Source organism: Caulobacter zeae, assembly GCF_002858925.1.
GTDB classification, from domain to species: Bacteria; Pseudomonadota; Alphaproteobacteria; order Caulobacterales; family Caulobacteraceae; genus Caulobacter; species Caulobacter zeae.
On the sequence record NZ_PJRS01000022.1, the window covers coordinates 144,633 to 171,000 of the forward strand.

Below are 26,368 nucleotides of genomic sequence, written 5' to 3' on the forward strand. Positions count from 1 at the left end.
GAGATCGCAGAACCCCTGAAAACGGCGCGCGCGCGAGACTTAAGCACCGCCCCCCCCAGTGTCAACGCGAGGCCTGGCCCGCCGGGGCGTCGAAAAGCCCGATGGGCCAAGCTTTCACCCGCTGCGCGAAACCCGCTCGGCGGCGATGCAAACCCTCGCCGCGCCTCCGGGTTCCGAGAACCATGTCCTCGCGCGCGAAGTTTAGAGGCCCGAGCCGTCCGAAACGGCTTTCCCTTTGGCCTGACGCGCTCTAGAGCGCATTTCATAAGACCAGCGGAGATCCGCGCCCGATGAACCCTGTCCGTAAACCCCGCTCACTTCATGCTCGCTCGGTTTTGGCCGCCGCCGTGATCGGCCTGGCGCTGCTGGTCGCCGCCTGCGGCCGCGGCGGCGTCGACGAGCGCCCGCCCGAGCCGGGCGACACGGCCGTGGCCCGGGTCGACGGCCACGCCGTCTGGGCCTCCGATGTCAAGCGCGAGGCCGTGGCGCAAGGGCTGATCGGCGAGGGCGAACCGCTGGACGTGTCGTCCGACCTGTTCCGCCGCGTGCTCGACGAGGTGATCGACCAGAAGCTGCTGGCCGCCGAGGCCATCGAGCGCAAGCTCGACAAGGATCCCGTGGCCCAGCGCCGTCTGGCCGCCGCCCGCGAGCGCATCCTGGGCGACATGCTGGTCGAGGGCATGGTCGAGAAGGCCGTCACCGAGGACAACATCCGCGGCCTCTACGGCGAGCAGCAGAAGCTGACCAAGCAGTCGGAAGAGATCCGCGCCCGCCAGATCCTGGTGCCCACCCAGGCGGAAGCCGAAAGCGTCAAGAAGCTGCTGACGACCGGCGCCTCGTTCGACGCCCTGGCCATGGAACGCTCCAAGGACGAGGCCACGCGCTTCAAGGGCGGCGACCTCGACTACTTCACGGTCGACATCATGCCCGAGCCCTACGCCGTGGCCCTGAAGGACGCCAAGAAGGGCGACCTCGTCGGCCCGTTCGCCATCGCCGGCGGCTGGGTGGTGATGCGCGTAGAGGACAAGCGCCAGGAAGCGCCGATGAGCCTCGAGGAAGCCCGTCCGCAGATCGTGCGTTTCCTCACCTACGACCAGGTTCGCGACCTGCTGGAGAAACTGCGCGGCGGCGCCAAGGTGGAGATGCTGGTCGGCAAGGGCCAGGACATCCCCGGCGCCCCGCAGGAGCCGGCCTCCGCGCCGCCCGGAGGCGGCGACGCCGCCCCCAGCTCCGACCTCGACAACGCCCCGCCCGCCTCGGCTCCGGCCCAGAATTCGGCCCAGAACTCGGCAAAGAAATGACCCGCAAGCCCACCACGACCTCGACCGACAAGGCCGCTGCAAAGACCAAGGCCGCGCCGAAAGCCGCCGACAAGGCCCCGGCCACCACCACGCCCGCCGAGATCGTCGGCCAGGTCGGCGCCACGGTCGGCCACGCGCTGGACCGCGCCCTCGACCCGCTGGCCTCGGCCCTGAAGCGCGCCGGCCTGCGCCGCGCCCAGAAGTCGGCCGGCGAAACATCCGTTCAGGCCGCGCCCGTCGTCGCCCCGCCGCCGGTCGCCCCGGGCAAGCCGGGCCTGGCCGTCTCGCCGCTGGTCGTGCCGTTCCCGGTCATCCCGCCGATCGCCGGGGTCGAGATCGCCACCGGCCGCGCCGGCTTCTACAAGCACGAGCGCCCCGACCTGCTGCTGATGCGCTTCGCCGAGGGCACCTCGGGCGCCGGCGTCTTCACTCGCCACGGCGTGGGTTCGGCCCCGGTCGACTGGTGCAAGCGCCAGCTGGCCGCGACCGGCGGCGCCGACGTGCGCGCCCTGGTGGTCAACGCCGGCTGCGCCAACAGCTTCACCGGCAAGCCCGGCGCCGACGCCGTGCGCCGCGTGGCCACCGCCGTGGGCAAGCGCTTCGACTGCCGCCAGCGCGACGTGATGATGGCCTCGACCGGCGTCATCGGCGTCATCCTCGACGACAGCAAGATCACCTCGAACCTGCGCGAAGTGGAAACCCGCCTCACCGCCGACGGCTGGGCCCAGGCGGCCTCGGCGATCATGACCACCGACACCTTCCCGAAGGGCGCCTACACCACGGCGGTGATCGACGGCCATGAAGTGAAGATCGCCGGCATCGCCAAGGGCTCGGGCATGATCGCGCCCGATATGGCCACGATGCTGGCCTTCGTGGCCACCGACGCGGCCATCGCGCCGGCCGCCCTGCAGACCCTGGTCAGCCTCTATACCCGCACCACCTTCAACTGCGTGACGGTGGACGGCGACCGCTCGACCAACGACACGCTCCTGTTGTTCGCGACGGGGCAGTCGTCGGCGCCGAAGATTGCACGGGCCGGCGACAAGCGCCTGGCCGACTTCCGCGAAAAGCTGGAAGGCGTGCTGCTGGACCTGGCCATGCAACTTGTCCGCGACGGCGAAGGCGCCACCAAGTTCGTCAAGATCACGGTCAACGGCGCCGAGAGTCCGCTGTCGGCCCGCAAGATCGCCCGCACCATCGCCGAAAGCCCGCTGGTCAAGACCGCCTTCGCCGGCGAGGACGCCAACTGGGGCCGCATCGTCATGGCCGTCGGCCGCGCCGACGAACCGGTCAACCGCGAGAAGATCAGCGTCAAGTTCGGCGAACTCTACGCCGCCCGCGACGGCCTGGTCTCGGCCGAGTACGACGAGGCGGCCATGAGCGCCTACATGAAGAACCAGGAGCTTGAGGTCACCGTCGAGGTCGGCGTCGGCAAGGGCAGCTCCTCGGTCTGGACCTGCGACCTGACCAAACAGTACGTGGCCATCAACGGCGACTACCGGTCGTAGACCGGGCCGGATGCTCCAAGCCGTGACGCTGGAATTGGGGCGCGCCGATGCAGAGCGCGTCTCCTTTCCCGATCTGGCCATGCTCACGTTCAGCCTCACGGCGCGTGAACTGGCCTTTACGGCCGAGGGCGTCTTCGTCGAGGGCATAGGGCTCGTCGATGCTCCGTGCCGAGCGCTTCTGACCGCCGAAGCCGCCATCACCGCACGCATGTTCAAGCATGAGCAATGGCTGGCCGCGATCCTTCGGCGGCCGCCCTGCGCGACATCTGCGAGTGGATCGTCGAGGGCGACGACCTGATCCTGTCGGGGTTCGGCGCCTCGTCCGGCTACTGGACCGAGATCCGCATTCCCCTCATCTCGGCAACCATTCGGGTCGACGGCCGCTCGATGACGGCTCCGCTCGGCGCGGTCCTGCGGGACCTGACGCTGAGCCACGCCTGGACGGCAGACGGCGCGCTGTTCCTGGAGTTCGGCACGCTGTCGCCGTCCACGGTTCGCCGCCGCGACGGAAGCCCTGGCAACCGGACCGGCGAGGTCTCGGCCTGTCTCTATGACGGCTGGCGGGTCGAGGAGAACGGTACGCCCCTCCCGCCGTCTGCCCTGGTCGGCCGACGAGTGATCTTCGGAGCGGCCGCGGGCGAGCCGCCGGAACTCGACCTGGCTTTCGAAGGCGGCGCGCGGATCGTGTCCTACGCCCGCGATGGCGGGGCTCCCGATTGGGCGCTCGCCGATCGGCGTGGCGCGACGCCGATCTGGTACGCGGTCGATGAGGGCCGGGTGCGCGCGGGCGATGGCAGGAGCTAGACCACCGCCTCGCAGCGGCCGTCGCGGACGATGAAGTCGAAGACCTGGTCCAAGCCAGGCGTAACGTAGCCGATGTGGCAGGTGGCGGCCTGGCGATCGGCGAACGACACCTGGATCTCGCCATGCCCTTCGCACCTGGCGGGCTGGACGCCGGTGAAGCGGTCCCCCGACCTGGAAAGCGGAACCTGCCGGCCGCACAGCCGAAACTCGGCGCCGATCACCTCGCCGTCGCCCACACGAACGTCGAAGCGGTTTGACGCCGTCTCGCAGGCGCTCAGGCCGAGCAGCGCGAGCAGAACCATCTTCTTCATGGCGTCACCTTGGCTGACGTTTCGGATGCGAGAGCACGCCTAGAGCCGATCCAGCCTGGCGCTCCGCATCGTCTCGTGCGGCTTCGACGGCCAGCCGCGGGTCATGCGCAGCGTCGCCATCGTCGCCAGCAAGGCCAGGCCGACGCCGCCGGCCGTAGCGCAGGCCAGCGCGATCAGCACGGCGTCGCCGCGCGGCTCCTGGCTCCAGTAGGCCCAGTGGGCGTGGTTCTGGTCGAGCACATAGATCCGGCCGTGGATCAGATGTTGCGCCAAGTTCCAGCCGTTCCAACCCAGGGTCAGCAGCGCGACCCCGGCAAGTGCGAACCACTCCATGGCGTCGCGATCGGAGATCGCGTGCAGTTGGTCCAGCAACTTCCTTCGCCCTGCCATTCTCCCCCCGCTGACCAGACCCGCGATGGCGGCCACGCCCAGCCACCCCATATGCCGGAAAGATCGACGCCCCCAAACGCCATCCTCGCCCGCCCGATCTTCACAGCCCCGATCTTCACAGCAAAGAGCCCGCCATGAAAATCCTCATCGTCCTGACCTCGCACGACACCCTTGGCGACACCGGCAAGAAGACCGGCTTCTGGCTCGAGGAGCTGGCCGCGCCCTATTACGTGTTCAAGGACGCCGGCGCCGACCTCGTCCTGGCTTCGCCCGAGGGCGGCCAGCCGCCGCTCGATCCCAAGAGCGACCTGCCCGACTTCCAGACCGACGCTACCCGCCGCTTCCAGGCCGACGAGGCCGCGCTGGCGGCCCTGGCCCAGACCACGCCGCTCGCCGAGGTGAACGCCGCCGACTTCGACGCGGTGTTCTATCCCGGCGGTCACGGCCCGCTGTGGGATCTTGCCGAGTCGCCCGTCTCGGTCTCCCTGATCGAGGCCTTCGACCGCGCCGGCAAGCCCCAGGCCCTGGTCTGCCACGCCCCCGGCGCCCTGCGCCACGTCAAGGCCGCCGACGGCCGCCCGCTGGTGGCCGGCCGCAAGGTCACCGGCTTCACCAACGGCGAGGAGGACGCCGTCGAGCTGACCGACATCGTGCCGTTCCTGGTCGAGGACATGCTGAAGGCCAATGGCGGCCTCTACGAGAAAGGCCCCGACTGGGCGCCCTACCTCGTCGAGGACGACGACCTGATCACCGGCCAGAACCCCGCCAGCAGCGACGCCGTCGCCCACGCTCTCGTCAAGCGCCTGGCGGCCAAGGCCTGAGGCCATACCAAATCCGTAAGGTCCCCGCTTTCGCGGGGATCGTGCGGGAGAAGGCCTCTCATCCCGCCTCGCTGCGCGCCCGCACGTCGGCCAGCGTGTGATCCACCAGCAGCGCCCCGTCCTCCCACACCGTGACCATGGCGTCAGTCCAGCCCTGCGGCGCGGCCTCGCCTTCGGCCACGGCGACCGTGCGGTAGTCGCCGGCCGCATTGCGCTGAAGCATCAGCCGCCCGGCCTTGGAGCGCTTGCCCGGATCGGTGACCGGGTTCTTGCTGACGTCGATCCAGGCCCCGTCGACCTTGGCCGCCGAGCACTTCAACGCAAAGCGCTGGGTGTCGCGGTCGAGCTGCTGCAACAGGCCGCCGCCCATGCCGAAGGCCAGGTTCTCGGCGCTGAAGCCGTCGGCGATCACCCGCTCGAGGATGGCGGCGATGCTGACAGGATTGACCCCGTCGCCCTGGATCACCCGCACGTGGTTCAGCACCTTGTAGCCCTTGGCGTTGACCGTGCTGCCGAAGGCCTCGTCGAGGCGCCTCAGGGTCTCGGCGACGATCTCGACCGGCTCGCCGGAGTCGGGGCGCACGACCAGGGTCGCGCCGCTGGCGATCACCTCGTCCCGCAGTTCCTGGCCCCAGATGCGGCTGACCGCCTCGAACAGGTCGTAGCTGTCGGACACCACCGAGAACAGGCCGCCCGGCTTGCCGAAGCTCGTCAGCATGTTGCGATAGGCGTCGGCCTCGCGATCGCGGCCCCAGCTGGTGATGGTGCTGTGCTCGGCCGCCGGGATCGAGAAGGCCGCCATCGGCTCGTTGTACCAGGCCCGGCCCGCCTGCACGGCCGCCAGGGTGTCGCTGCCCAGGAAGTTGACGAGGTGGGCCAAGCCCCCGATCGCCGCGCTCTCCTTGCTGGAGACGCCCCGCGCCCCGAAGTCGTGCAGCTTGAACGGCAGCTGGCCTTCGGGATCGTCGCAGGTCTTCTCCAGCGCCGCGCGGAGCGTCTGCTTGACGCCCCAGCTGGTGGTGGCGACGGTCACCGGATACCAGACCCGCAGCAGCAGGGTCTCCAGGTAGGACGGCAGCCAGAAGCACTCCGGATCGGTGTTCTCGATGGTCATCAGCGCCTGGTGCGTGGGGACCACCGCCCCTTCGGGCACGGCCCGGATGCGCACCGGCAGGCGGCCGCCGTGCACGTCGACGATCCGCCGCCAGCCGGCCTCGTTGAAGGGCTCGCCATGCGCCGCCAGAAGCTGCGCAGCCTCGTCGACCATGGCGTGGGTCACAGGTTTGGCCAGCGCGGTCTTCAGGATCGCCTGCAGGCCGAAGAAGACCGTGCGGTCGTAGCGTCCGCCCCGGCTCTCCACATAGAAGAACGCGCCGGTCGTGGCGGGCGGGTATTGCAGCCAGTGGCTGGCCTTGTAGCTGTCGGTGTCGAGGATCAGGTTGTCGAACATCGCGGAAGCTCCTTGCCGCGGATCACCGTCCCGTCTTTCGGGTCGGCTGGGTTTGACCGGCGTCAGGCGCCGACGAAGTGCTCGAGGATGTGGAAATGGTCCTCGAAGAACTGCTCCTCCATCAGCAGCGCCTCGCTGATCGGGATCCAGCGGGCCTGCTCGGCGTCGTCGGATCCCTTCACGCGCGGCAGCGGGCCGGCGGGGAAGTCGAAATGGAAGGCGTGGGTGATGGTGCGCCCGCGCAGCGAGCGATCGGGATGGTCGAACACCCGGCTGGCCTTGATCGAGCCGCGCAGCACGGCCGGCGGGATCTTGGCGCGGGTCTCTTCCTGCAGTTCGCGGATCGCCGCCTCCTGCACGGTCTCGCCCTGGTTCACGAAACCGCCCGGCAGCGCCCACAGCCCCCTGCCCGGCTCGGCGCGGCGGCGCACCAGCAGCACGTGGCCGGAATGGACGACCACCGCGTCGGCGGTGACGAAGGTCGGGGCATAGGGCGCGGCCGCCCACGACTGGCGATAGGTCTTGATGAAGGCGTGCTCGCGGGCCAGCTGGGCGTAGGCGGGCGAACCGTCGCGGAAGGCGCCCAGCATCTCGAACACCGGCGTAGGCACATTGGCCTCGACCAGGCGCAAGGCCCCGGGCTCGCCGGTGAACAGCCAGTCGCGCAGTTCGGTGGCCGACAGCACCTCGGCGTGCTGAACGTCGACCAGCTCCCACTGCGGAAAGGCGGCCAGGTAGGCGGCGGTGGCGTCGTCCTTGTTGCGGCCGATCAGGCCAATGGTTGCGCCCTCGCCCGCGCCGTCCCGAGCCACGGCCTCGGCGACGAGGCGCTGCACGTCGCCGACCCACAGCGTCTCGCCATAGAGGCGGTCGCGCAGCGGCTCGACGATCAGCCGGGCGGCGTCCTCGCCGGCGGCGGCGCGGATCATCACCGCGCGCTCGGCGGCGTTGAAGGGGTTGCGGATGGTGCGAGGCTGGCCGGCGCTGCCGGTCAGGACGATGACCTTCTGCGCCAGGCGCAGGGCATGCCGCAACACGGCGGCGTGGCCGTTGTGGAACGGCTGGAAACGTCCGATCAGGACGAGATAGTCGAAGCGCATGAGACTCCCTCACGCCGATGTCAGCCGCCGGTCTATCCAGCGACTGGACTTATGCTATCTTTGAGCAAAAGGGAGTGTCAACCGGCGGTCCTGGAAAATCGCGCGCCCCTACGGAGCGACAGCGACCACCACCTGGTCGGGATTGCCCGGCGCGGCGCTGAGGGAGACGACGCCGGCCACCGCCTTGAGCACGAACCGGCCGTCGGCCTGGCGAGACAGGACCGTCGTTTGGATCTCGCTGCCACCGGCGAAGGCCGCGATCCGCGGCTTGTCGCCCTGCCAGCCGGCGAAGCGATATTCCAATTGGAGCTCGGCGGGGATCTCGACCGGTCGCAGCTCGAAGACCGGCGCATGGGTATAGTCGAAAGTGCCTGACGCCGGGCTGAACTGGGTCCAGAGCCAGGGGTTCATGCGGGTCGGCGCGCTGGCCGCCACGCCGGTGTCGCTACGCAGCAGGCAGATGCTGTCACGCTTGCCGCCGACCACCTTGGGCAGGAAGCACCACAGCTCCGACGGCTCGCCCACGCCACGCTGGCTGAAGGAGTGGAAGGTCCCGGCATAGTATCCAGGCGCGCCCTTCGGCGCCTGGACGCCCGGCACCGTGATGCTGAAAGAGGAGCAGCATGAGCCAGCCCACCAAGCCTATCAGGCCGACCGGATCGACCCAGACGACCAGCGCGGCGACCGCGACGAAGACGAGGGTTATCGCCAATTGCAGCGACACCTTGAAGCGTGACGCCTTTATGGTTCGAGGCTTAAGGCGCGTGTCCACGCCGACATCCACTGGTTTGGCCATGTTCGCTCCCGCCCGACCCGTCGTATCCTCGCCAAGCCATCGTCGGCGAACAACGCGCGCCCCCCTGGCCGAGCATCACGTGGTGGTGGACTTGGGGCGGTGCCTCAAAACCCGTAAAGCGCCGCGTACTCGGCATCCTTGGCGGCGATCTGGCGGGCGCAGTCGACCATCACCTTGGCCTGTTTCCAGGTGGCGTCGTCCTGCATCTTGCCGTCGATCATCGCCACGCCCGAACCGTCGGGCATGGCCTCCAGGATCCTCTTCGCGAAGGCCACCTCGGCGGGATCGGGACTGAACACCTGCTTGGCGATGGCGATCTGGCTGGGGTGCAGGCTCCAGGCCCCCGCGCAGCCCATCAGGAAGGCGTTGCGGAACTGCTGCTCGCAGGCGACCGGATCGTCGATGGCCCCGAACGGACCGTAGAACGGCTTGATGCCGTGGGCCGCGCAGGCGTCGACCATCTTGGCGAAGGTGTAGTGCCAGAGGTCCTGCTGGACGGAGGCGCGGGCCGAACCGTCCGCATGCGGATCTTCAATCACGCGATAGCCCGGATGGCCGCCTCCAACCCGCGTGGTCTTCATCGCCCGGCTGGCCGCCAGGTCGGCCGGTCCCAGCGAAATCCCCTGCATGCGCGGACTGGCGCCGGCGATCTGCTCGACGTTCATCACACCCTCGGCCGTCTCCAGGATGGCGTGCAGCAGGATCGGCCGGGTCACCCCGTGCTTGGCCTCCAGCGAGGCCAGCAGCTGGTCGATATAGAAGATGTCCCAGGGCCCCTCGACCTTGGGCACCATGATCACGTCGATCCTGTCGCCGGCCTTCTCGACCAGGGTCGCCACCTCGTCCAGGTGCCAGGGCGAGTTTAGGCAGTTGATCCGCACCCACAGCCCCACGCCCAGGGCCTTGAAATCGACCTCGCGCGACAGGGCGATGGTCCCGGCCAGGGCCGCGCCCTTGGCGTCGGCGGGGATGGCGTCTTCCAGATTGGCCAGGATCACGTCGACGGTCGGGGCGATCTCGCCGACCTTGGCCCGCACCTTGTCCAGGTGCGGCGGCACGAAGTGGATCATCCGCTCGACGCGGGCGGGCAGCTCGCGCCACGGCGCCGGGGCGCCGATGGCCAGGGGTTTGAAGAAGCCTCGGGCGGTCTTCATGCGCGTGTTCCCTAGGTGCTTATTTCGCAGTTGCGAGAAGACTGCGGCGCGCGCGCGAGGGGGTCAAGGGTCGCTCAGCGCTCGCCGCCGAGCCGGTCCAGCATCGCGGCCCTCCCCTCGGCCGCGGCGATCTCGGCCGAGGCATAGATCCCCTCCGGCGCCAGGCTATGCCATCCCTCGACGATGACCTCGCCGTCGTGTTCGGACACGTAGTGATACTGCTCGGCCCACGCGAAGAGGCCGTCGTCGCGCAACAACACGACGACCCGGCGGCGGGGATGCAGGGCCGACGGGATCTCGACCTCTTCCAATGTTTCAACTGTCTGCATCGTCATCCTGCACCCTGCCCCGGCCTCGGCGGCGGCGCCTCGTCGGGATCCTCGCGGCCCAGTTCGTCGGCGGCGTCGTTCTGCGAGACGTGGGTGGCCGCCTTGCCCCTGGCCTTGCGGGCCGCGCGCGGCTCCAGCCGCAGGGCGGCGCGGGCGTCCTCGCCCTCTTCGCCGAACAGCCCCCGCAGGCGCACGTCGCGCTGCGGATAGGGGATCTCGATCCCGGCCTCGCGCAAGGCGTCGTCGATGGCCCAGGTATAGGCCGCGAAGATCGCCGCCGGACGGCGCACGGCCTCGACCGTCGGCCAGACGATCAGCTCGAACTTCAGCGCGTGCTCGCCATAGCCGACCAGCCACACCTGGGTGCGGCGCACGGCGTCGTCGGCGCTGGTGAAGGGCACGCTGCGGGCGGCCTTGAGCACCGCCTCGCGCACCAGTTCCTTGTCGACCCCGAAGGCGGTGACGAACGGCACCCGAATGCGCCGCGTGGTGTTGCGCAGGGTCCAGTTGACCACCTGGTCGTTGACCAGCACCGAGTTGGGCACGATCACGTCGGTGGCGTCGTTGGTGCGGATGCGCGTGGCGCGCGGCCCGATCTCGTGCACCACCCCGCGCGCGCCGTTCGACAGCTCCACGAAGTCGCCCACCGCGATCAGCCGCTCGAACACCAGGCTGACGCCCGAGGCGAAGTCCTTGATCACCCCTTGCAGGCCAAGGCCGACGCCCACGCCGACGGCGCCGGCGAACACCGTCAGCGAGGTCAGGTCGATGCCCATGGTCGACAGGCCGGCCAACAGGCCGACCAGCACCAGGCCGTAGGTGGTCAGCTTCTCGACCACATACAGCGAAGGCCCGCTGTCGGCCGCCCGCGCCCGCAGCCGCCGAAGCCCCGCCGCCGCCAGCCGCGCGGCCAGCAAAGCGGCGATGACGATGACGATCCCGGCCCCGAGCCCGCCCACCGTGATCGCCGACTTGCCGAGCTTGACCAGCTCGAGGGCGTCCAGGCGCTGCAGGGGATTGTCGGTCATGAGGTGGAGTTTGAGCGCGAGCCGGCGACGGGTTCAAGACCCGCCGCCGCAGACCCCCTCAGTCGCTCCGCGACACCTCCCCCAGAGGGGGGAGCATCTGCATTGGTAGATCCTCCCCCTCTGGGGGAGGTGGCCCAGAGGGCCGGAGGGGGCCGGCGCCAACCAGCTACCGCCCGACCATCGCCAGGCCGGCTTCCGCATACCGCGCGCCCTCGACTTCCGTCTCCGGCACGGCCGCGGCGATCCGCGCCAAGTCCTCAGCCGACAGCACGATGTCGACCGCACCGATGTTCTCAGCCAGGCGCGACGCCTTGGTCGTACCGGGGATCGGCGCGATGTCGTCGCCTTGCGACAGCAGCCAGGCCAGGGCCAGCTGGGCCGGGGTCACGCCCTTGGCGGCCGCCAGCTCGACCAGGGCCTCGACCAGCGACTGGTTCTTGGCGATCGCCTCGCCCTGGAAGCGCGGCAGGGTCGAGCGGAAATCGTCCTTGCCGAAGCCGTCGCCGGCCTTGATCGCGCCGGTCAGGAAACCGCGGCCCAGCGGGCTGTAGGGCACCAGGCCGATGCCCAGCTCGCGGATCGTGGGCAGCACCTCGGCTTCGATCCCCCGCGTCCACAGCGAATACTCGCTCTGCAGCGCCGCCACTGGCTGCACCGCCTGGGCCTTGCGGATGGTGGCCGCGCCGGCTTCCGACAGGCCGAAGTGCTTGACCTTGCCCTCGGCGATCAGGTCCTTGACCGTCCCGGCCACGTCCTCGATCGGCACGTTGGGGTCGACGCGGTGCTGGTAGAAGAGATCGATGACCTCGACGCCCAGGCGCTTGAGCGAAGCCTCGGCCACGGCGCGGATGTTGTCGGGGCGCGAATTGACCCCGCGCATGCGCGGAACGCCGGCCTCGTCGGGGGCGATGTCGAAGCCGAACTTGGTGGCGATCACGACCTTGTCGCGGAAGGGCTTCAGCCCCTCGCCGACCAGTTCCTCGTTGACATAGGGGCCATAGACCTCCGCCGTGTCGAAGAAGGTCACGCCCAGGTCGACGGCCTTGGCCATCAGGTCGAACATCACCTGCTTGTCGGGCGCGGGACCATAGGCCCAGCTCATGCCCATGCAGCCGAGACCGAGGGCCGAGACCTCCAGGCCGTCGCCGAGTTTGCGCGTCTTCATGGGCAGCTCCTTTTGCGGAATTTCGGTCGCGGTCCGGCCGCGACGACGCAGAGATGGGTCCAGGCGGCCCGCACGATAACCGCTTGCGATCTCAACGCACTCCTGAGCATCTCTCAGCAATGTCGACCCGCCCTCTGCCCGACCTCGCCGTCTTCGCCCTGGTCGCCGAGCGCCGCAGCTTCCGCGCCGCCGCCCAGGTGCTGGGCGTCACCGCCTCGGCCCTCAGCCACACGATCCGCAACCTCGAGGCCCGCCTCGACGTGCGCCTGCTCAACCGCACCACCCGCAGCGTCGCCCCCACCGAGGCCGGCGAGCGGCTTCTCGCCAGGCTTGGACCCGCTCTGGCCGACATCGACGCGGCGCTGGACGAGGTGGCGATGTTCCGCGACCGCCCGGCCGGCCGCCTGCGGGTCAATGTCGCCAGCACGGCCGCGCGCATGCTGCTGGCGCCGCGCCTGGGCGGCTTCATGAACGCCTATCCCGACGTGCGGGTCGAGATCGTCTGCGAGGACGCCCTGGCCGACATCGTCGCCGGCGGCTTCGACTGCGGCGTGCGGCTGGGCGAACGCCTCCAGGCCGACATGATCGCCGTGCCGCTGGGCGGCGAGCTGTCCCAGGCCCTGGTCGCCACCCCCGACTACATCGAGCGCCACGGCGCCCCGACCAAGCCGGAAGACCTGATGAGCGGCCATCGTTGCCTCTTGGTGCGCCGGGCGTCGGGCCAGCCCTATCCGTGGGAGTTCGAGCGCAGGGGCCGCCTGGTGGTCGTCACCCCGCCGCCGGCCCTACTGACCGACAACGGCGTCGTCATGCTGGAGGCCTGCCGCGCCGGCGCGGGCCTGGCCTTCCCCTTCCGCGAAGCCGTCGCCGACGACATCGCCGCCGGCCGCCTGGTGTCGCTGCTCGAAGACTGGTGCGAGCCCTTCCCCGGCTTCTTCCTCTACTACCCCAGCCGCCGCCAGCTCTCCCCGGCCCTGAGGGCCTTCATCGACTGGATGCGGGGGTAGGCGATGGACTGGTTCGAACGCCTTGTCGGTTTCGCCGAAGGCGACTACGCCACCACTCAGGCGCGGCTGCGGATAGTGGACGGACGCCTGGGCTCCGACGCCGTCGACGCGACCTGGAACATCGGAACCCTGGAACTCCCGTCCCTGGCCGAACTGCGCAAGCGTGCAGGCGGCGTGTCGGCGCCCGGGCGACTTTCAGTGCGGATCGTGCGCGGCGACGCCCGCGCCCTGCACAATCGCGCCGACAACGCCGACGCCCTGTTCCAGGTCGCCTCGCAGTTCAACCTACTGGAGATGGTCGACCCCGGCGTCAGCCCCGAGGACGGCGTCGCCCGCTACGCCTGGGACCCGACCCAGGGCCCTGCCTGCGCCATCGCCGTCGGCGCGGCCACGGTCTATCGCAACTATCTTGCGCCGGTCGGCGGCCGGATCGGCCAGACCCGGGATCGCCAGTTCGACGGCCTGGCCGAGCTTGGAGCACGGCTTGCGGATCTGACTGGACGCCCGCTCGACGCGCTGTGGAGCATGCGCAATGGCTACGCCTTGTGCGCCGACAGCGGCCTGGGGGCGATCGCCGCCGTCCTCGACTATCTCGAAGCCGACCAGATCGACGCCCTGCGCGGCCTGCTGCGCATCGGCCTGGTCTGGGACGCCGAAGTCACCGATACCCCCGAAAGGCCGGGACAGACGGTCTGCCAGGCCTTCTGCTCGGCCCTACCCGTCAGCTATGCGCCGGTGACCAAGACCCTCGCCGCGCCCTTCGCCGGCCTGATCCTGGAAGCGGCCTACGAGGCGACGCTGCTGGCGGGCCTGCTCAACGCCGCGCGGGGCCGTCGCGTGATCTATCTCACGCGCCTGGGCGGCGGCGCCTTCGGCAATGCGACCGCCTGGATCGACGCCGCCATGGTTCGCGCGCTCGACGCCGTTCGCGACCAGGCGCTGGACGTGCGGATCGTCAGCTACGCTGCGCCCGACGAGGCCTTGCTGGACCTCGCCGCCCGCTACGCCTGAAGCCGCCCCCAAATTTCTCCTCGACCCTGTCGGCATCGCGGGCGTTCCTTCGTCCTCGGGAAGACGCGGCCGCCGAGGCCGCGCAGGAGGAGCAACGCCATGCCGAAGATCTCGCCGTTCCTGTGGTTCGATACCCAGGCCCTGGAGGCCGCCGAGTTCTACGTCTCGATCTTTCCCAACTCGAGGATCGTGTCGGTGAACCGCTATCCCGAAGACGTGCCGCCGCCGGCCGGACCCGGCGGCTCGGTGTCGACGGTCTATTTCGAGCTCGACGGCCAGCCGCACGTGGCGCTGAACGGCGGGCCGCACTTCAAGTTCACCGAGGCGATCTCGCTGTCGATCGACTGCGACGGCCAGGCGCAGGTCGACCACTACTGGGACGGCCTGCTGGCCGGCGGCGGCCAGCCCTCGCAGTGCGGCTGGCTGAAGGACCGCTACGGCCTGTCCTGGCAGGTCACCCCGCGCCAGCTGATCGAGCTGACCACCGGCCCCGACAAGGCCGTCGCAGGCCGGGTGTTCGCCGCGATGATGACCATGAGCAAGATCGACGTGCCGACGCTGGAGAAGGCCGCGCGCGGCGAGTGACGCGGCCCTCCCCTCCGCCGCCATCCCGGCCCCGACGCGCGGAAACCGGGAAGGCGACGGAGGGAGCGCCACCCGCCAAACAATGTTCCTTGACTCAAACTCTACATATATCGCTAATGACGACATGACCCGCGCACCCAACATCTCGCGACAGACGGTCGGCGTGCTGGCCGCCCTGCTGGCCCAGCCTCAGGCCTGGCGCTACGGCTACGACCTGTCCAAGGAGACGGGCCTGAAGTCGGGCACCCTCTATCCGCTGCTGATGCGGCTGTCGGACCAGGGCTATCTCGAGGCCGAGTGGCGCCAGCCCCTTCAGCCCGGGCGGCCCGCGCGGCACGCCTATCGCCTGACCGGCGCCGGCGTCGCCCTGGCCCGCCAGCGCGCCGAGCCGACGCCGGGCGCAGCGCCGCTCCAGCCCTCGACGGTGCGCCCATGAGCCTCGCCGAGCGCCTGCTCGACCACGCCGCCGCCGTCCTGCCGGCCGCCCAGCGCGACTGGGCCGCCGGCATGAAGGCCGAACTGTCCGCCATCGACGCCCCGGGCGAGGCCGTGGTCTTCGCCGCCGGCTGTGTGCTGGCCGCCTATCGCCGCAGGATCGATCCGATGCGCATCGCCCTGGTTTCGGCCCGCCTGTTCGTGGCCGCCCTGGCCATGCTGGCCGCCGCCTTCCACGTGCTCCCGACCAGCTACTGGCTGCTCGTCCTGGCCGACCTGAAACTCAGCGGGATGGAAGGATGGGCCGGCCGGCTGGGGATGTTCCGCGGCGCCTCCGCCGAGCAGGCGATCGACGGCCTGCTGCAGTTCCAACCGTGGAACATCATGCTGACGCTCATCATGGGCTTCAGCTTCGCGGCCGCGGCCTGGTTCGTGGTCAAGGGACGGATGCGCGGCCTGTTCGTCGCCGTCCTGGTCGGCGCCCTGGCCCAAGCGGCCAGAAGCGCCCTGCTGATGGCGTTCTGGCCCGCCCCCTCGCATCTGGGCTTCGCCTGGCTGAACATCATCGCCTTCGGCCTGTTGCTGGTCGCGGGGCTCGTCTTCTTCGGCCTGGACCGCTGGACCCGGCCGAAACCGGCGGCGGCCTAAGCCGCCTCGCGCTCGACCAGCCAGTTCTCGACCGTCGCGTAGAGGACGTCCTTCTGGATCGGCTTGGCCACGTGGTCGACCATGCCGGCCTCGCGGCACTGGGCGATCTGCTGGGGCAGCGCGTCGGCGCTCATGGCGATGATCGGCACGGCCGAGACGGGCCCGGGCAGGGCGCGGATCGCGCGGGTGGCCGAAAGGCCGTCCATGCCCGGCATGTGGATGTCCATCAGCACGATGTCGAAGCCGCCGTCCCGCGCCATGTCCACGGCCTCCTGGCCGTTCTCGGCGGTGATCACCTCGCAGCCGGCCAGGGCCAGGAAGGCCCCGCCGATCTCGCGGTTCATCGGGTGGTCGTCGACCAGCAGCACGCGGGCCGAGGCGATCCGGCCGCCGGCCGCCACCACGCACCTCGGGGCGGCCTCGCAAGGCAGAGCCGCCAGCTCGATCCAGAAGGTCGAGCCCTGCTCGGCGTTGGCGGTCATGCCGATGCGCCCGCCCATCAGTTCGACCAGCGCCTTGCTGATCGCCAGGCCCAGGCCCGCCCCGCCGAAAGCCCGCGTCACCGAGCTGTCGCCCTGGCTGAAGCGCTGGAACAGGCGATCGCGCAGCTGCGGCGGCACGCCGATGCCGGTGTCGACGATCTCGATCCGCAGGAGGTCGGCGTCCCCGCCGGGCGTCACCGCCAGCCGCGCGGTCACCCGGCCGGCCGGCGTAAACTTCACGGCGTTGTTGAGCAGGTTCAGCAGCACCTGGCGCAGACGGTCGGCGTCCAGCGTGTGATGACTGCCGGTCTGTCCTTCGACCTCGACATCCAGAGACAAGCCCTTGGCGCGGGCCTCCTGGGCGACGATGGCGACGGCGTCGCGCAGCACCGCCTCGGCGCGCGCGGGCTCGACCTGAAGCTCCACCCGGCCGGCCTCGACCCGCGAGAAATCGAGCACGTCGTTGACCAGGGTCAGAAGGGCCCCGCCAGCCCCGTCGATCAGGCCCACGTGGCGCCGGGCCTCCGGGGCCAGGTCGTCACGGTCGGCCAGCAGGCGGGTGAAGCCCAGCACGCTGTTCAGCGGCGTGCGGATCTCGTGGCTCATGGTGGCCAGGAACTCGGTCTTGGCCTGGCTGGCGGCCTGGGCGCGGGCCTGGGCCTTGCGGGCCAGGGCCTGGCGGCGCACCAGCAGCAGCCTCAGGCGCTGCTGGTTGGCCAGGGCCAGGGCGGCGGCCAGGCAGGTGAACAGCAGCGCGCTGACCAGGAACTGCAAGGCGTGCATGCGCTCGGACGCCTGGGCCCGCGTGGCGGCCTCGGCCACGATGCCCAGCACGCTCAGCGGCGCGGCGATGGCGGCGACGATCACCGTCGTCCAGGCCGCGCCTTTCGGGCCCAGCCGGAACGCCACCAGCACCCCGGCCGGAAACACCAGGAACGGCAGGGTGTGACCCGGCCGCCCGAAGGCGATCAGCGCCGCGGCCGCCACCATCACGTAGCAGGCGATCTTCTCCCAGAACGGCCGCTCGAAGCCGCGCTGGATGCGCGGGTCGAACAGGATCAGGGCGATGGGCAGGCCCGCCGTCATGCCCAGGGCGTTGACGAACATCCAGTTCTTGACCAGCACCGGCAGCGATACGCTCAGCATCGGCGCGCTGGCGAAGGCCCCGATCACGGCCAGCACGGCGGTGATCGGCAGGGCCAATCCCACGACCCTCAGCGCCTGGGTCAGGTTCTTCATTCTCGGCGGTCCGCCAAAGGCCTTGCGCAGCACCACCGCGATCACCGCCGCCTCGATGGTGTCGAGCACCGTGAACAGCGCGGTCATCGCCGGCGCCGTGCCGCCCAGGCGGTCGAGCAGCACGTGGCAGACGGTGGTGACCGCCAACAGGATCAGGCTGCGGCGCGGCGTGAGCAGGACCAGGCCGCCGGCCAGGAGGCCGTTGCACGGCCACAGGGTGGCCATGCCCGACGGCCCCCTTGTCAGCAGGTCGCAATAGGCGATGGTCACGGCGTAGGCGAAGATCAACGCCAGCAGCAGGAGCGTCTGCCGCCCCTCGCCCTCGAACCGTTGGAAAGCCACCATACGCGTACTCGCGATCCCCTCGTCCCCCAACGAAATCGCCCGCAGGATCGCGCCCAACCCCGGCTAAACGGTTAAGACGAGACGGGAATTTCTCGCGATGCGCGTTTCTAGGCCTTCTTGACAAACTCGGTGCGCAGCACCAGGCCCCTCACCTTGTCGACATTGGCCTCTATCTCGTCGGGATCGCCGGTCAGGCGGATCTTCTTGACCAGGGTCCCGCGCTTGAGGGTCACCCCGCCCGCCCCCTTGACCTTCAGATCCTTGATCAGGGTGACGTTGTCGCCGTCGGCCAGGATCGCGCCGTTGGAATCGCGGGTTTCGTCGGACATGGAAGGCTCCCTGGGCCTCAAGCGAAGCCCGCACAAAAAGTACGGGCTTCTTAGAGCGCGTCGGAGGCAAAGTCTAAGCGGTTTCGCCGTCCCTACTTCGCGCGGCCGAGGCAAGGCGCGCCGTCCGGCCCCGTGGCGCCGTTGCAGACCCGCTGGGCCAGCATCGACTCCTTGCTCTCGACCAGGGTCTTGGCGCCGTCCTTGGCGCGCTTCAGCGTGAAGGCGTCGTAGAGCTTGCCGCTGGCGGTGTAGGCGGCGAACCCCAGCTTGTCGGCGTCGACGTCGATCACCTGGTAGAACTCGGTGTCGGCGGCGACCTTGTCGGGCTGGGTCAGGGCGCGGTCGTTCAGGGCGTACATCTTCGAGCCGACCACCGAGACCACATAGACCGGTCCCTGCGGCTGGCCTGCCTTGTGGCGGCGCGCGGCGTCGGCCTTGCCGGCCTCGCTGGTCAGGCGCGCGTAGCAGTGGTCATGGCCCTGAAGCACCAGATCGACCTTGCGGGCCTCGAACACCGGCTTCCAGGCCGCCTTCAGCTTTTCGGTGTCCTGCGGGCGGGCGCAGGTGAAGATCGGCTGGTGGAAGGTGACGACGTTCCACCGGGCCTTGCTGGCCGCCAGGGTCTGGTCAAGCCAGCGGGTCTGGGCCTCCAGCGCGCCGAGATCGAGCGCCGCGGTGCCGTCCAGGATGATGAACCGCACGCCCTGGTAGTCGACGTAGTAGGTCGTCCCCTTCACCGGCTCGGCGCCGTTGTCCGGCAGGGCGAACTGCAACGGCCAGTAGGGGCCGAGCTTGCGGCTCTCGGTCCCGTCGGCCTTGGTCACGTCGACATATTCGTGGTTGCCGGTGGCCGGCAGCTGCGGAACGATCGAGAAGTTGTAGGCACCGGCCGCCGTCCACTCGCCCCACTCGTCGTCGTGGTCGAGGTCGTCGCGCTGGGCCACCAGGTCGCCGGCGTGCAGCACCAGGGCAGGCGCGGCGGTGGACTGGAAGCCCTGGCGGATCACCCGCGAGCCGATCGGCAGGATGCCGTTCTGGGTGTCGCCCAGATAGAGGAAGCGGAACGGACGGAACGTCGCCGCGGCGGTGTGGAACTGAAGCCACTCGCTCCAGCCGTCGGCGCCCTTCACGCGGTAGACATAGGCCGTATCGGGCGACAGGCCGGTCAGCCGCGCCTGATGATAGAGCGCCGGACCGTTGGCGCTGTCGATCGCCTTGCTGGCTCCCGAAAGCGTCCTGGCGTGGAAGGCCAGGCTCGGTCCGTCGATGGCCGGGGCCAGCTGGATCTCGGCGCTCGCCTGGCGCGGATCGGTGCGCCAGGCCACGGCCATCTCGCGCGAGGGGTCCGCGCCGGCGGTCAGCACGATGCGGTCGGGCAGGCCCTTGGGCTTGAACGGCAGACCCGGCGAGCGCGGAACGGGCTGGGCGGCTTCCTGGGCCAGGACCGGCGCCGACGACAGCGCCGCGAGCGCGATCGCCGCCGCGCCGACCAGAAGTTTCCGCAGGCCCATGACTTTCCCTCCGTCGACTGACGACCCCACCGTCGCCGCCCCGCGCTACTGCCCGGGTTCCGTGACAGATTGACGAAGGTCGCCCGCCCCTAACCCTTCTTTCCCAGCGGATGCTTGGTGCGCACCACCTCGGCCAGGTGCTCGCCGGCCACGTGAGTGTAGATTTGGGTGGTGCCGATGTCGGCATGGCCTAGCAGGGTCTGGATCACCCGCAGGTCGGCCCCGCCCTCCAGCAGGTGGGTGGCGAAGGCGTGGCGCAGCACGTGGGGGCTGACCTTGTCGCGATCGATGCCGGCGGCGATGGCGGCGTCTTCCAGGAGTTGCGAGACCCGCCGCGCCGTCAGCCGCCCGCCCTTGCCGCGCGAGGGGAACAGCCACGGACTGTCCTTCTGGCCGTTTGGCAGGAATTGCAGCCTTCCCTCTATATAGGCCTTCACCGCCGCGCGCGCCGCGTCGTTCAGCGGGGCCAGCCGTTCCTTGCCGCCCTTGCCCTTGACCATCAGGAAGGCCGGATCCCGCGCCAGCGCCGACAGCGGCAGGGCCAGCAGTTCGCTGATCCGCAGGCCCGAGGCGTAGAGCAGCTCGATGATGCACGACAGCCGCAGGCCCTGGGCGCCGTCCTTGTCGGAGGCGGCCGCCAGCAGGGCGTCGATCTCGGCCCGCGACAGCACCTTGGGCAGCGGCCGGCCGGCCTTGGGCGCGACCACGCGGCGGGACGGATCGTCGCTCCGCCAGCCCTCGCCCAGGGCGAAGCGATAGAACTGCCGCACGGCCGAGCGGCGCCGCGCCGCCGTGGCCGGCGACAGGCCGCGCGCGCCCAGGTCCTGGAAATAGGCCTCGATGGTCTCGGCCTCGGCCGTATCGAGATCGTCGCTCTTGCCGCTCAAAAAGCCCCGGGCGTCCTCCAGGTCCTTCTCGTAGGCGCGCAGGGTGTTGGCTGCGGCCGCTCGCTCGACGGCCATCATCTCCAGGAAGGCCTCGACCCAGCCCTCTGCCTTTGCGCTCATTTCTTCTTCGGGGTCGGCTTGGCGGCCGGAGGGGCCGGCGGCGCGGGCAGCAGCCCCTCGACGGCCAGGGCCCGGGCGTCGGCGGCAAGGCCCGCACGGTTCAGCGCCGCGACGATGCGGGCGCGATCGGCGGCCGAGGGACCGGCCGTCCCGGCGTCGGCGGCGACCGACAAAGCAAGTACGGCGGCCTCGCCCTTGCGGCCGGCCGCGGCGGCGGTATCGAGCAGCGCCAGCCGCGCGGCCGAGGCGGTCGACTTGCCCGCCTCAAAGCCGGCGAAGGTGGCGCGGTCCTCGGGGCTCAGCGCCCCGCCCAGGGCTTGCAGCACCACGGCGGCCGGCTGGGCCGGAGACTTGGCCCCGCCATTGGCGCCCAGCTCCACCAGCCGGTCCAGCGCCTGGTCGGTCGAACCGCCCGAGGCCGCCGCCAAGGCCGCGTCGAACAGAGCCAGGTCCTGATTGCCGACGCCGGGGATGGCGTCGCCGGTCATCTTGCCCCGGATCGCCTGGGCGGTCTTGACGTCGCCGGCGGTCAGGGCCGCGCGCAGGAAGAGGCCCAGATCGGTGATCGGCGCATCGGCGGCGACCAGGGCCGCGATCAGCGGCGCGGCGGCGCGGGCGGCGGCGGCGAAGTCCGCCCCGGGCTTGGCGCCCTTCAGGAACGCCCAGTCGGAGCCTTGCGCGGCCGCCAGGTCGGCCGCCGGCGGGGCCAGCAGCGGGCGGGTGGCCGGGGTGGCGGTCGCCGAAGCCGCCTGGATGTCCAGCCCCAGCTTCTTCGACAGGGCGTAGTTGATCCCGGTGCGCAGGTTGGCGCCGCCGGTCGGCGCCGCGCCCGACAGCAGCGCCGGCATCAGCCGGGCGTAGTCGGCGTCCTTGCCCTGTTGCTGGGCGAGGTTGAAGGTCAGCTGGGCCTCGGCGGTCTGGCCGGCCCGCGCCTGGCAGAAGGCCCGCAGCCGCAGCCAGTAGCCGGTTCCGCGATCGGCGCTCAGGGCGTCGGCCACGGCGCAGGCGCGATCGTCGTCGCCGGCGATCAGGTTGGCCTCGGCCGCGGCCATGGCCAGGGCGGCGTTCTGGTCCAGGCCCGGCGTGCGGTCCATCACCCGCTTGGCGCCGGCCGCCTCGCCCAAGGCGATCAGGGCCAGGGCCCGCGTCCCGCCCATTTCCGGATCGTCGCCGACGCCCGCCGGGGCCCGCGCGCCGGTGGCCAGCACCCGCCGCGCGAAATCGGCGAAGGCCGGCGACAGCGGCTTGGCGGCCAGCTTGGGTAGGGTCTCGCGCATCAGGCCCGGCGAGGCGTCCTTCCACAGGTCGCCCGGCAGGCCGGTGTCGGCGGCGGGGTTCGAGAACAGGTCGGGCGGCGCCAGCGTGCTGACGGCCACCTCCTGGGCGTGGACGGACGCCGCGGCGGCGAGAACGGAAACGGCGGCGGCGAGCGCCAGCGGGGAACGCGGGGAGAAAGCCATGAGCCCTACTATGGCAAGGAAGCGCGGCAGGCAGAAGACGGTTGGACGGCGATTGCGCGGCGAAAGGGCGTAACCACGGTCGGCCAGAAAAGCTTGCAGGCGGCCGGGTTTGGGTTCACAGCGCCAAGCTGTTGCTTACCTAGCGTGAGCTTGAGCCCGTGGGGGGCTCCATACGTCCATCAGTTCGGACGGGAGTGGTCGAGCCGCGTCGATCATCCACGGGAGACCCCATGCCCTCCACCCTGTCCGACACCCGCAAATCCGTCAGTCCGCTGGCGCGGCTATGGCTGCTGCTACTCGGCGCGGTCATCCTGGCCGCTGGCCTGTTCTTCCTGATCGGCGGCGGCAAGCTGCTGGTTCTGGGCGGCAGCCCCTACTTCGTGCTGGCCGGCCTGGCGCTGGTCGCGGCCGGCGTGCAGATCGGCCGGGCCAAGGCGAGCGGCGCCCTGCTGTTCGGCGCGGTGTTCGCAGCCACGGTGATCTGGGCGCTCTGGGAATCGGGCGTCTCGTTCTGGCCGCTGATCTCGCGCCTTTTGGCCCTGAGCGTCGGCGCGGCCGTGGTGGCCTTCTCCTATCCGCTGATGGCGCGGGCCAGCGGCAGGCCCTCGGCGCTTGTTCCCGCCCTGGCGACCGGCGCGGTGCTGGCCCTGGGCGCGGGCGCCGGCTTCACCGCCATGTTCTTCCCGCATGCCACCGTCGCCTTCGCCGGCGCGGCGCCCGGCCTCGCCCCAGTCGACCCGGCCAAGGCCCAGAAGAACTGGGAAGCCTATGGAAACACCCCCGGCGCCAGCCGCTTCGTGGCGCTGGACCAGATCACCCGCGACAACGTGCAGGGCCTGAAGGTCGCCTGGACCTACCGCACGGGCGACGTGGCGGTCAGCGACGGCAACGGCGCCGAGGACCAGGACACCCCGCTGCAGGTCGGCGACACCGTCTACATCTGCACCCCTCACAACAACGTCATCGCCCTGGACGCCGATACCGGGCGCGAAAAGTGGAAGGCCGTGGTCGACGCCAAAGCCTCGGTCTGGATGCGCTGCCGGGGCCTGGCCTATTTCGACGCCGGCGCGCCGCTGTTGCAACCGACCGTCGCCGGCTCGACGCCCGTCCTCACGGCGGCCATCCCCGAGGGCGCGCCCTGCCGTCGCCGCATCCTGATGAACACCATCAACGCCGTGCTGATGGCCTTCGACGCCGACACCGGCAAGGCCTGCCAGGACTTCGGGACCGCCGGCCGCGTCAACCTGAAGGCCGGCCTTGGCGATGCCCCCGACCCGCAGTACCAGCTGACCGCCGCCCCGACCCTGGCCGGCACGACGATCGTCGTCGGCGGCCGCATCGCCGACAACGTCCAGGTCGACATGCCCGGCGGCGTGGTTCGCGGCTTCGACGTCATCACCGGCGCCCTGCGCTGGGCCTTCGACCCCGGCGATCCGACGATCACCGGCGCACCGCCGGCCGGCAAGACCTATGCCCGCTCGACGCCGAACGTCTGGTCGTCGATGTCGTACGATCCGGCCTCCAACACCGTGTTCATGCCGGTGGGCAGCGCCTCGGTCGACCTCTACGGCAAGACCCGCAGCGCGCTCGACCATCGCTACGGCGCCTCGATGCTGGCGCTGGACGCCACGACGGGCCGCGAGAAGTGGGTGTTCCAGACCGTCCACAACGACCTCTGGGACTTCGACGTGCCGATGCAGCCCAGCCTCATTGACTTCCCCAAGGCCGGCGGCGGAACCACCCCCGCCCTCGTCTTCGGCACCAAGGCCGGCCAGCTCTACGTGCTCGACCGCGCCACAGGCCAGCCGCTGACCAAGGTCGAGAACGTGCCGGTCAAGGCCGCCGACATCCCCGGAGAGCCCTACGCCCTGAGCCAGCCGCGCTCGACCGGCATGCCGCAGATCGGCGCCCAGACACTGAAGGAAGCCGACATGTGGGGCGCCACGCCCTTCGACCAGCTGCTGTGCCGCATCGCCTTCAAGGGCATGCGCTACGAGGGTCTCTACACCGCCCCGGGCACGGACAAGTCGCTGAGCTTCCCGGGCTCGCTGGGCGGCATGAACTGGGGCGGCCTGTCGACCGATCCCACCACCAACACCATCTTCGTCAACGACATGCGCCTTGGCCTGTGGGTGCGGATGATCGCGCAGGACACCAGCAAGGCCGCGGCCGGCGGCGGCGGCGAGGCGGTCAACACCGGCATGGGCGCCGTGCCGCTGAAGGGCACGCCCTATTCGGTCGACAAGAACCGCTTCCTGTCGGTGCTGGGTATCCCCTGCCAGGCCCCGCCCTACGGCACGATGACCGCCGTCGACATGACGACCCAGAAGATCAAGTGGCAGGTCCCGGTCGGCACGGTGCGCGACACCGGTCCGCTGGGGATCAAGATGGGCCTGCCCATGCCGATCGGCCTGCCCACCCTTGGCGGCAGCCTGGCCACGCAGGGCGGCCTCGTCTTCTTCGCCGGCACGCAGGACTACTATCTGCGCGCCTTCGACTCCGCGACGGGCAAGGAAGTGTGGAAGGCCCGCCTGCCGGTGGGCAGCCAGGGCGGCCCGATGAGCTACCGATCGCCCAAGACCGGCAAACAGTACGTGGTGATCACCGCCGGCGGCGCGCGTCAGTCGCCCGACCGCGGCGACTACGTGATCGCCTACGCGCTGAAATGAGCAGGCCGATCGAACGGCTGGGCGCCGCCGCCGGACTGGCGGCGGCCCTGGCCTGCGCCTCGCCCGCCCTCGCCGGCGAACGCACGACCCTAACCGGAGACTGGGGCGGTCTGCGCACCGACCTGGCCGGAGACGGGATCGCCTTCCGCGGCGACTATGTCTCGGAGACCTTCAGCGTGCTGGACGGCGGCCTGCGGCGCGGCGGCGGCTACACCCAGCAGATCCGGGTCGGCGCCGATTTCGACCTCGACAAGCTGGCCGGCTGGTCGGGGGGGATCCTGCACCTGACCTTCAACGACCGACGCGGCAAGGGCGTGTCGTCCGACGTGGTCGGCAACCGCCTGCCGATCCAGGAAGCCTATGGCGGCCAGTATACGCGCCTGACCGAGCTCTCCATCGAGCAGCAGCTGGACGGCGGCCGGCTGGACCTACGGGCCGGCTTCTTCGCCATGGGCAACGACCTGGGCGGCATGGCCATCGGCTGCAACCTGGTCAACGCCGCCTTCTGCGCCCACCCGCTGTCGATGTCGGGCGACAGCGGCTGGTACAACTATCCCAACGCCCGCTGGGGCGTCGCCGCGCGCTACGCCGTGCGGCCAGACCTCTTCGTGCGCACCGGCGTCTACCAGGTGAACCCGGCCCTCAACGACAAGCGAAACGCCTGGCGTCCGTTCGCCTCCGGCTCCACCGGCGTCATGCTGCCGCTGGAGGTCGAGTACGATCGCGGGACCAACGGCGGCCTGCCGGGCCACTACAAGCTCGGCGCCTATTACGACAGCTCGCGCGTCACCCGTCAGGGCGAGACCGGAACGGTGAAGGGCCGCTACGGCGTCTACCTGCTGGCCGACCAGATGGTCTGGCGCGAGGGAAGCGGAAATCGGGGCCTGTCGCTGTTTGGCCAGTTCACCAGCAATCCCAAGGCCTCGGCCCCGATCACCCGCTGGTACGAGGCCGGCCTGGTGAAGACCGGAACCTTCCCCGGCCGCGACGCCGACACCATCGCGCTGGGCCTGATCCACGCCCGGCTCAATCCGCGCCTGCGGCAGGCCTATGCCGACACCGCCGCCTCGCCGGTCGACTACGCAGCTCTGCCGGCCGGCGAGACCGCAATCGAGTTGAGCTATGGCTGGCAGGCCAATCGCTGGCTGACCGTCCGTCCCGACGTGCAGTACGTCATAGACCCTGGCGCCTTCGGCTATCGCGACACCCCAAACGCCCTGGCCGTGGGCGCGCAGGTGAAGGCGCAGTTCTGAGGGGCGAGACCGTTGGGACGCATGTGGATCCAACCGCCCCAACCTCCCGTCATTCCCGCCCTTGTGGCGGGAAACCCTGGCTCCGCTCGCAGGTGCGGCGCAAGCGGACTGCCTGGCAGTCCGCCCCATCCTCCCTTGCGGCCGACAGAGAGGTTCCCGCCACAAGGGCGGGAATGACGGGATTGAAGGAAAGGCCGTGAATGCCCCCTCCCCAAAACTAACGCCCGCCC

Annotated in this window: 27 protein-coding genes; 13 read left to right on the forward strand and 14 right to left on the reverse strand. The window is 70.3% G+C overall.

Translation table 11 applies throughout. From position 1 onward, the window contains the following. Window positions 1-290 precede the first annotated feature (290 nt). From SGCZBJ_RS12255 to SGCZBJ_RS12265, 4 genes are read left to right on the forward strand one after another with little or no spacing between them, the layout of a single operon-like run. Complete coding sequence (locus SGCZBJ_RS12255; protein ID WP_101718279.1) at window positions 291-1,301, forward strand: peptidylprolyl isomerase; 1,011 nt, start codon at window positions 291-293, stop codon at window positions 1,299-1,301. After that, entirely contained in the window at window positions 1,298-2,809 is a 1,512-nt protein-coding gene (gene argJ / locus SGCZBJ_RS12260) for a bifunctional glutamate N-acetyltransferase/amino-acid acetyltransferase ArgJ (RefSeq protein WP_240621490.1), read from the forward strand. The genes SGCZBJ_RS12255 and argJ overlap by 4 nt, the downstream gene beginning before the upstream one ends. Before the next feature lie 10 nt (window positions 2,810-2,819). Continuing rightward, window positions 2,820-3,107, forward strand: a complete 288-nt coding sequence (locus tag SGCZBJ_RS25385) for a hypothetical protein (RefSeq protein ID WP_133149242.1) — start codon at window positions 2,820-2,822, stop codon at window positions 3,105-3,107. Continuing rightward, on the forward strand, window positions 3,035-3,613 hold the full coding sequence (locus SGCZBJ_RS12265; protein ID WP_101718280.1) for a hypothetical protein: 579 nt from the start codon (window positions 3,035-3,037) through the stop codon (window positions 3,611-3,613). The genes SGCZBJ_RS25385 and SGCZBJ_RS12265 overlap by 73 nt, the downstream gene beginning before the upstream one ends. Here the strand turns inward: SGCZBJ_RS12265 and SGCZBJ_RS12270 are convergent. Both SGCZBJ_RS12270 and SGCZBJ_RS12275 read right to left on the reverse strand, forming a co-directional pair. Further along, the gene (locus SGCZBJ_RS12270; protein WP_101718281.1) at window positions 3,610-3,924 is read right to left on the reverse strand and encodes a hypothetical protein; all 315 of its coding nucleotides are present in this window, start codon (window positions 3,922-3,924) and stop codon (window positions 3,610-3,612) included. The two genes, SGCZBJ_RS12265 and SGCZBJ_RS12270, sit on opposite strands and share 4 nt — an antisense overlap. Window positions 3,925-3,963: 39 nt before the next feature. Beyond that, window positions 3,964-4,296 (reverse strand): hypothetical protein, encoded by a 333-nt coding sequence (locus tag SGCZBJ_RS12275; RefSeq protein ID WP_101718282.1) that lies wholly within the window; start codon window positions 4,294-4,296, stop codon window positions 3,964-3,966. A gap of 152 nt (window positions 4,297-4,448) precedes the next feature. On the opposite strand from SGCZBJ_RS12275, the gene SGCZBJ_RS12280 reads away from it, so the two are divergent. Beyond that, a complete protein-coding gene (locus tag SGCZBJ_RS12280) occupies window positions 4,449-5,135 on the forward strand; it encodes a type 1 glutamine amidotransferase domain-containing protein (protein ID WP_101718283.1) in 687 nt (228 codons plus the stop codon). Window positions 5,136-5,193: 58 nt separating this feature from the next. On the opposite strand, the gene SGCZBJ_RS12285 is transcribed toward SGCZBJ_RS12280, so the two are convergent. The 3 genes from SGCZBJ_RS12285 to SGCZBJ_RS12295 form a co-directional block, all read right to left on the reverse strand. Then, window positions 5,194-6,585 carry a nicotinate phosphoribosyltransferase gene (locus SGCZBJ_RS12285; protein WP_101718284.1) on the reverse strand — a complete coding sequence of 464 codons (1,392 nt, stop codon included), beginning with the start codon at window positions 6,583-6,585 and terminating at the stop codon, window positions 5,194-5,196. A 62-nt stretch (window positions 6,586-6,647) separates the two neighbouring features. Continuing rightward, complete coding sequence (locus SGCZBJ_RS12290) at window positions 6,648-7,685, reverse strand: bifunctional nicotinamide-nucleotide adenylyltransferase/Nudix hydroxylase (RefSeq protein WP_101718285.1); 1,038 nt, start codon at window positions 7,683-7,685, stop codon at window positions 6,648-6,650. 108 nt (window positions 7,686-7,793) lie between these two features. Further along, a complete protein-coding gene (locus SGCZBJ_RS12295) occupies window positions 7,794-8,285 on the reverse strand; it encodes a hypothetical protein (RefSeq protein WP_101718286.1) in 492 nt (163 codons plus the stop codon). 1 nt (window position 8,286) lies between these two features. Between SGCZBJ_RS12295 and SGCZBJ_RS26375 the strand changes: the two genes are divergently transcribed. Then, window positions 8,287-8,421: a hypothetical protein gene (locus SGCZBJ_RS26375; RefSeq protein ID WP_276308955.1), complete on the forward strand. Its 135-nt coding sequence runs from the start codon at window positions 8,287-8,289 to the stop codon at window positions 8,419-8,421. 164 nt (window positions 8,422-8,585) lie between these two features. Here SGCZBJ_RS26375 and SGCZBJ_RS12300 read toward each other — a convergent pair whose 3' ends face one another. From SGCZBJ_RS12300 to SGCZBJ_RS12315, 4 genes are all read right to left on the reverse strand, one after another. Further along, window positions 8,586-9,635, reverse strand: a complete 1,050-nt coding sequence (locus tag SGCZBJ_RS12300; RefSeq protein ID WP_101718287.1) for an HpcH/HpaI aldolase/citrate lyase family protein — start codon at window positions 9,633-9,635, stop codon at window positions 8,586-8,588. A gap of 74 nt (window positions 9,636-9,709) precedes the next feature. Next, complete coding sequence (locus SGCZBJ_RS12305; RefSeq protein ID WP_101718288.1) at window positions 9,710-9,970, reverse strand: hypothetical protein; 261 nt, start codon at window positions 9,968-9,970, stop codon at window positions 9,710-9,712. Continuing rightward, complete coding sequence (locus tag SGCZBJ_RS12310; protein WP_101718289.1) at window positions 9,967-10,992, reverse strand: mechanosensitive ion channel family protein; 1,026 nt, start codon at window positions 10,990-10,992, stop codon at window positions 9,967-9,969. Before SGCZBJ_RS12310 ends, SGCZBJ_RS12305 begins: the two co-directional genes overlap by 4 nt. Window positions 10,993-11,158: 166 nt before the next feature. Then, window positions 11,159-12,157: an aldo/keto reductase gene (locus SGCZBJ_RS12315; RefSeq protein WP_101718290.1), complete on the reverse strand. Its 999-nt coding sequence runs from the start codon at window positions 12,155-12,157 to the stop codon at window positions 11,159-11,161. Between the two features lie 119 nt (window positions 12,158-12,276). On the opposite strand from SGCZBJ_RS12315, the gene SGCZBJ_RS12320 reads away from it, so the two are divergent. From SGCZBJ_RS12320 to SGCZBJ_RS12340, 5 genes are all read left to right on the forward strand, one after another. After that, window positions 12,277-13,164: a LysR family transcriptional regulator gene (locus SGCZBJ_RS12320; RefSeq protein ID WP_101718291.1), complete on the forward strand. Its 888-nt coding sequence runs from the start codon at window positions 12,277-12,279 to the stop codon at window positions 13,162-13,164. Between the two features lie 3 nt (window positions 13,165-13,167). Then, the gene (locus tag SGCZBJ_RS12325) at window positions 13,168-14,175 is read left to right on the forward strand and encodes a hypothetical protein (RefSeq protein WP_101718292.1); all 1,008 of its coding nucleotides are present in this window, start codon (window positions 13,168-13,170) and stop codon (window positions 14,173-14,175) included. 99 nt (window positions 14,176-14,274) lie between these two features. Continuing rightward, window positions 14,275-14,760 carry a VOC family protein gene (locus SGCZBJ_RS12330; RefSeq protein WP_101718293.1) on the forward strand — a complete coding sequence of 162 codons (486 nt, stop codon included), beginning with the start codon at window positions 14,275-14,277 and terminating at the stop codon, window positions 14,758-14,760. A gap of 124 nt (window positions 14,761-14,884) precedes the next feature. Beyond that, window positions 14,885-15,196 carry a PadR family transcriptional regulator gene (locus SGCZBJ_RS12335; RefSeq protein WP_101718294.1) on the forward strand — a complete coding sequence of 104 codons (312 nt, stop codon included), beginning with the start codon at window positions 14,885-14,887 and terminating at the stop codon, window positions 15,194-15,196. Beyond that, window positions 15,193-15,843: a hypothetical protein gene (locus tag SGCZBJ_RS12340; RefSeq protein WP_101718295.1), complete on the forward strand. Its 651-nt coding sequence runs from the start codon at window positions 15,193-15,195 to the stop codon at window positions 15,841-15,843. The genes SGCZBJ_RS12335 and SGCZBJ_RS12340 overlap by 4 nt, the downstream gene beginning before the upstream one ends. Here the strand turns inward: SGCZBJ_RS12340 and SGCZBJ_RS12345 are convergent. The 5 genes from SGCZBJ_RS12345 to SGCZBJ_RS12365 form a co-directional block, all read right to left on the reverse strand. After that, complete coding sequence (locus SGCZBJ_RS12345; protein ID WP_101718296.1) at window positions 15,840-17,909, reverse strand: ATP-binding protein; 2,070 nt, start codon at window positions 17,907-17,909, stop codon at window positions 15,840-15,842. The genes SGCZBJ_RS12340 and SGCZBJ_RS12345 overlap by 4 nt on opposite strands. 107 nt (window positions 17,910-18,016) lie before the next feature. Continuing rightward, window positions 18,017-18,238: an alkylphosphonate utilization protein gene (locus SGCZBJ_RS12350; RefSeq protein ID WP_101718297.1), complete on the reverse strand. Its 222-nt coding sequence runs from the start codon at window positions 18,236-18,238 to the stop codon at window positions 18,017-18,019. Between the two features lie 92 nt (window positions 18,239-18,330). After that, window positions 18,331-19,749 (reverse strand): purple acid phosphatase family protein, encoded by a 1,419-nt coding sequence (locus SGCZBJ_RS12355; RefSeq protein WP_101718298.1) that lies wholly within the window; start codon window positions 19,747-19,749, stop codon window positions 18,331-18,333. Window positions 19,750-19,838: 89 nt separating this feature from the next. Continuing rightward, window positions 19,839-20,756: a site-specific tyrosine recombinase XerD gene (locus SGCZBJ_RS12360; protein WP_101718299.1), complete on the reverse strand. Its 918-nt coding sequence runs from the start codon at window positions 20,754-20,756 to the stop codon at window positions 19,839-19,841. Then, entirely contained in the window at window positions 20,753-22,216 is a 1,464-nt protein-coding gene (locus tag SGCZBJ_RS12365; RefSeq protein ID WP_101718300.1) for a hypothetical protein, read from the reverse strand. Before SGCZBJ_RS12365 ends, SGCZBJ_RS12360 begins: the two co-directional genes overlap by 4 nt. Window positions 22,217-22,446: 230 nt before the next feature. On the opposite strand from SGCZBJ_RS12365, the gene SGCZBJ_RS12370 reads away from it, so the two are divergent. Both SGCZBJ_RS12370 and SGCZBJ_RS12375 read left to right on the forward strand, forming a co-directional pair. Then, window positions 22,447-24,885 carry a membrane-bound PQQ-dependent dehydrogenase, glucose/quinate/shikimate family gene (locus tag SGCZBJ_RS12370; protein WP_101718301.1) on the forward strand — a complete coding sequence of 813 codons (2,439 nt, stop codon included), beginning with the start codon at window positions 22,447-22,449 and terminating at the stop codon, window positions 24,883-24,885. Continuing rightward, a complete protein-coding gene (locus tag SGCZBJ_RS12375) occupies window positions 24,882-26,138 on the forward strand; it encodes a carbohydrate porin (protein ID WP_101718302.1) in 1,257 nt (418 codons plus the stop codon). Before SGCZBJ_RS12370 ends, SGCZBJ_RS12375 begins: the two co-directional genes overlap by 4 nt. Window positions 26,139-26,368 lie beyond the last annotated feature (230 nt).

Excerpts from the sequence above, each read along its gene's own strand:
- SGCZBJ_RS12255 (WP_101718279.1), top strand. The coding sequence starts at position 291 with ATGAACCCTGTCCGTAAACCCCGCTCACTTCATGCTCGCTCGGTTTTG.
- argJ (WP_240621490.1), top strand. The coding sequence starts at position 1,298 with ATGACCCGCAAGCCCACCACGACCTCGACCGACAAGGCCGCTGCAAAG.
- SGCZBJ_RS25385 (WP_133149242.1), top strand. The coding sequence starts at position 2,820 with ATGCTCCAAGCCGTGACGCTGGAATTGGGGCGCGCCGATGCAGAGCGC.
- SGCZBJ_RS12265 (WP_101718280.1), top strand. The coding sequence starts at position 3,035 with ATGGCTGGCCGCGATCCTTCGGCGGCCGCCCTGCGCGACATCTGCGAG.
- SGCZBJ_RS12270 (WP_101718281.1), bottom strand. The coding sequence starts at position 3,924 with ATGAAGAAGATGGTTCTGCTCGCGCTGCTCGGCCTGAGCGCCTGCGAG.
- SGCZBJ_RS12280 (WP_101718283.1), top strand. The coding sequence starts at position 4,449 with ATGAAAATCCTCATCGTCCTGACCTCGCACGACACCCTTGGCGACACC.
- SGCZBJ_RS12285 (WP_101718284.1), bottom strand. The coding sequence starts at position 6,585 with ATGTTCGACAACCTGATCCTCGACACCGACAGCTACAAGGCCAGCCAC.
- SGCZBJ_RS12290 (WP_101718285.1), bottom strand. The coding sequence starts at position 7,685 with ATGCGCTTCGACTATCTCGTCCTGATCGGACGTTTCCAGCCGTTCCAC.
- SGCZBJ_RS12300 (WP_101718287.1), bottom strand. The coding sequence starts at position 9,635 with ATGAAGACCGCCCGAGGCTTCTTCAAACCCCTGGCCATCGGCGCCCCG.
- SGCZBJ_RS12305 (WP_101718288.1), bottom strand. The coding sequence starts at position 9,970 with ATGACGATGCAGACAGTTGAAACATTGGAAGAGGTCGAGATCCCGTCG.
- SGCZBJ_RS12310 (WP_101718289.1), bottom strand. The coding sequence starts at position 10,992 with ATGACCGACAATCCCCTGCAGCGCCTGGACGCCCTCGAGCTGGTCAAG.
- SGCZBJ_RS12315 (WP_101718290.1), bottom strand. The coding sequence starts at position 12,157 with ATGAAGACGCGCAAACTCGGCGACGGCCTGGAGGTCTCGGCCCTCGGT.
- SGCZBJ_RS12320 (WP_101718291.1), top strand. The coding sequence starts at position 12,277 with ATGTCGACCCGCCCTCTGCCCGACCTCGCCGTCTTCGCCCTGGTCGCC.
- SGCZBJ_RS12325 (WP_101718292.1), top strand. The coding sequence starts at position 13,168 with ATGGACTGGTTCGAACGCCTTGTCGGTTTCGCCGAAGGCGACTACGCC.
- SGCZBJ_RS12330 (WP_101718293.1), top strand. The coding sequence starts at position 14,275 with ATGCCGAAGATCTCGCCGTTCCTGTGGTTCGATACCCAGGCCCTGGAG.
- SGCZBJ_RS12335 (WP_101718294.1), top strand. The coding sequence starts at position 14,885 with ATGACCCGCGCACCCAACATCTCGCGACAGACGGTCGGCGTGCTGGCC.
- SGCZBJ_RS12340 (WP_101718295.1), top strand. The coding sequence starts at position 15,193 with ATGAGCCTCGCCGAGCGCCTGCTCGACCACGCCGCCGCCGTCCTGCCG.
- SGCZBJ_RS12345 (WP_101718296.1), bottom strand. The coding sequence starts at position 17,909 with ATGGTGGCTTTCCAACGGTTCGAGGGCGAGGGGCGGCAGACGCTCCTG.
- SGCZBJ_RS12350 (WP_101718297.1), bottom strand. The coding sequence starts at position 18,238 with ATGTCCGACGAAACCCGCGATTCCAACGGCGCGATCCTGGCCGACGGC.
- SGCZBJ_RS12355 (WP_101718298.1), bottom strand. The coding sequence starts at position 19,749 with ATGGGCCTGCGGAAACTTCTGGTCGGCGCGGCGGCGATCGCGCTCGCG.
- SGCZBJ_RS12360 (WP_101718299.1), bottom strand. The coding sequence starts at position 20,756 with ATGAGCGCAAAGGCAGAGGGCTGGGTCGAGGCCTTCCTGGAGATGATG.
- SGCZBJ_RS12365 (WP_101718300.1), bottom strand. The coding sequence starts at position 22,216 with ATGGCTTTCTCCCCGCGTTCCCCGCTGGCGCTCGCCGCCGCCGTTTCC.
- SGCZBJ_RS12370 (WP_101718301.1), top strand. The coding sequence starts at position 22,447 with ATGCCCTCCACCCTGTCCGACACCCGCAAATCCGTCAGTCCGCTGGCG.
- SGCZBJ_RS12375 (WP_101718302.1), top strand. The coding sequence starts at position 24,882 with ATGAGCAGGCCGATCGAACGGCTGGGCGCCGCCGCCGGACTGGCGGCG.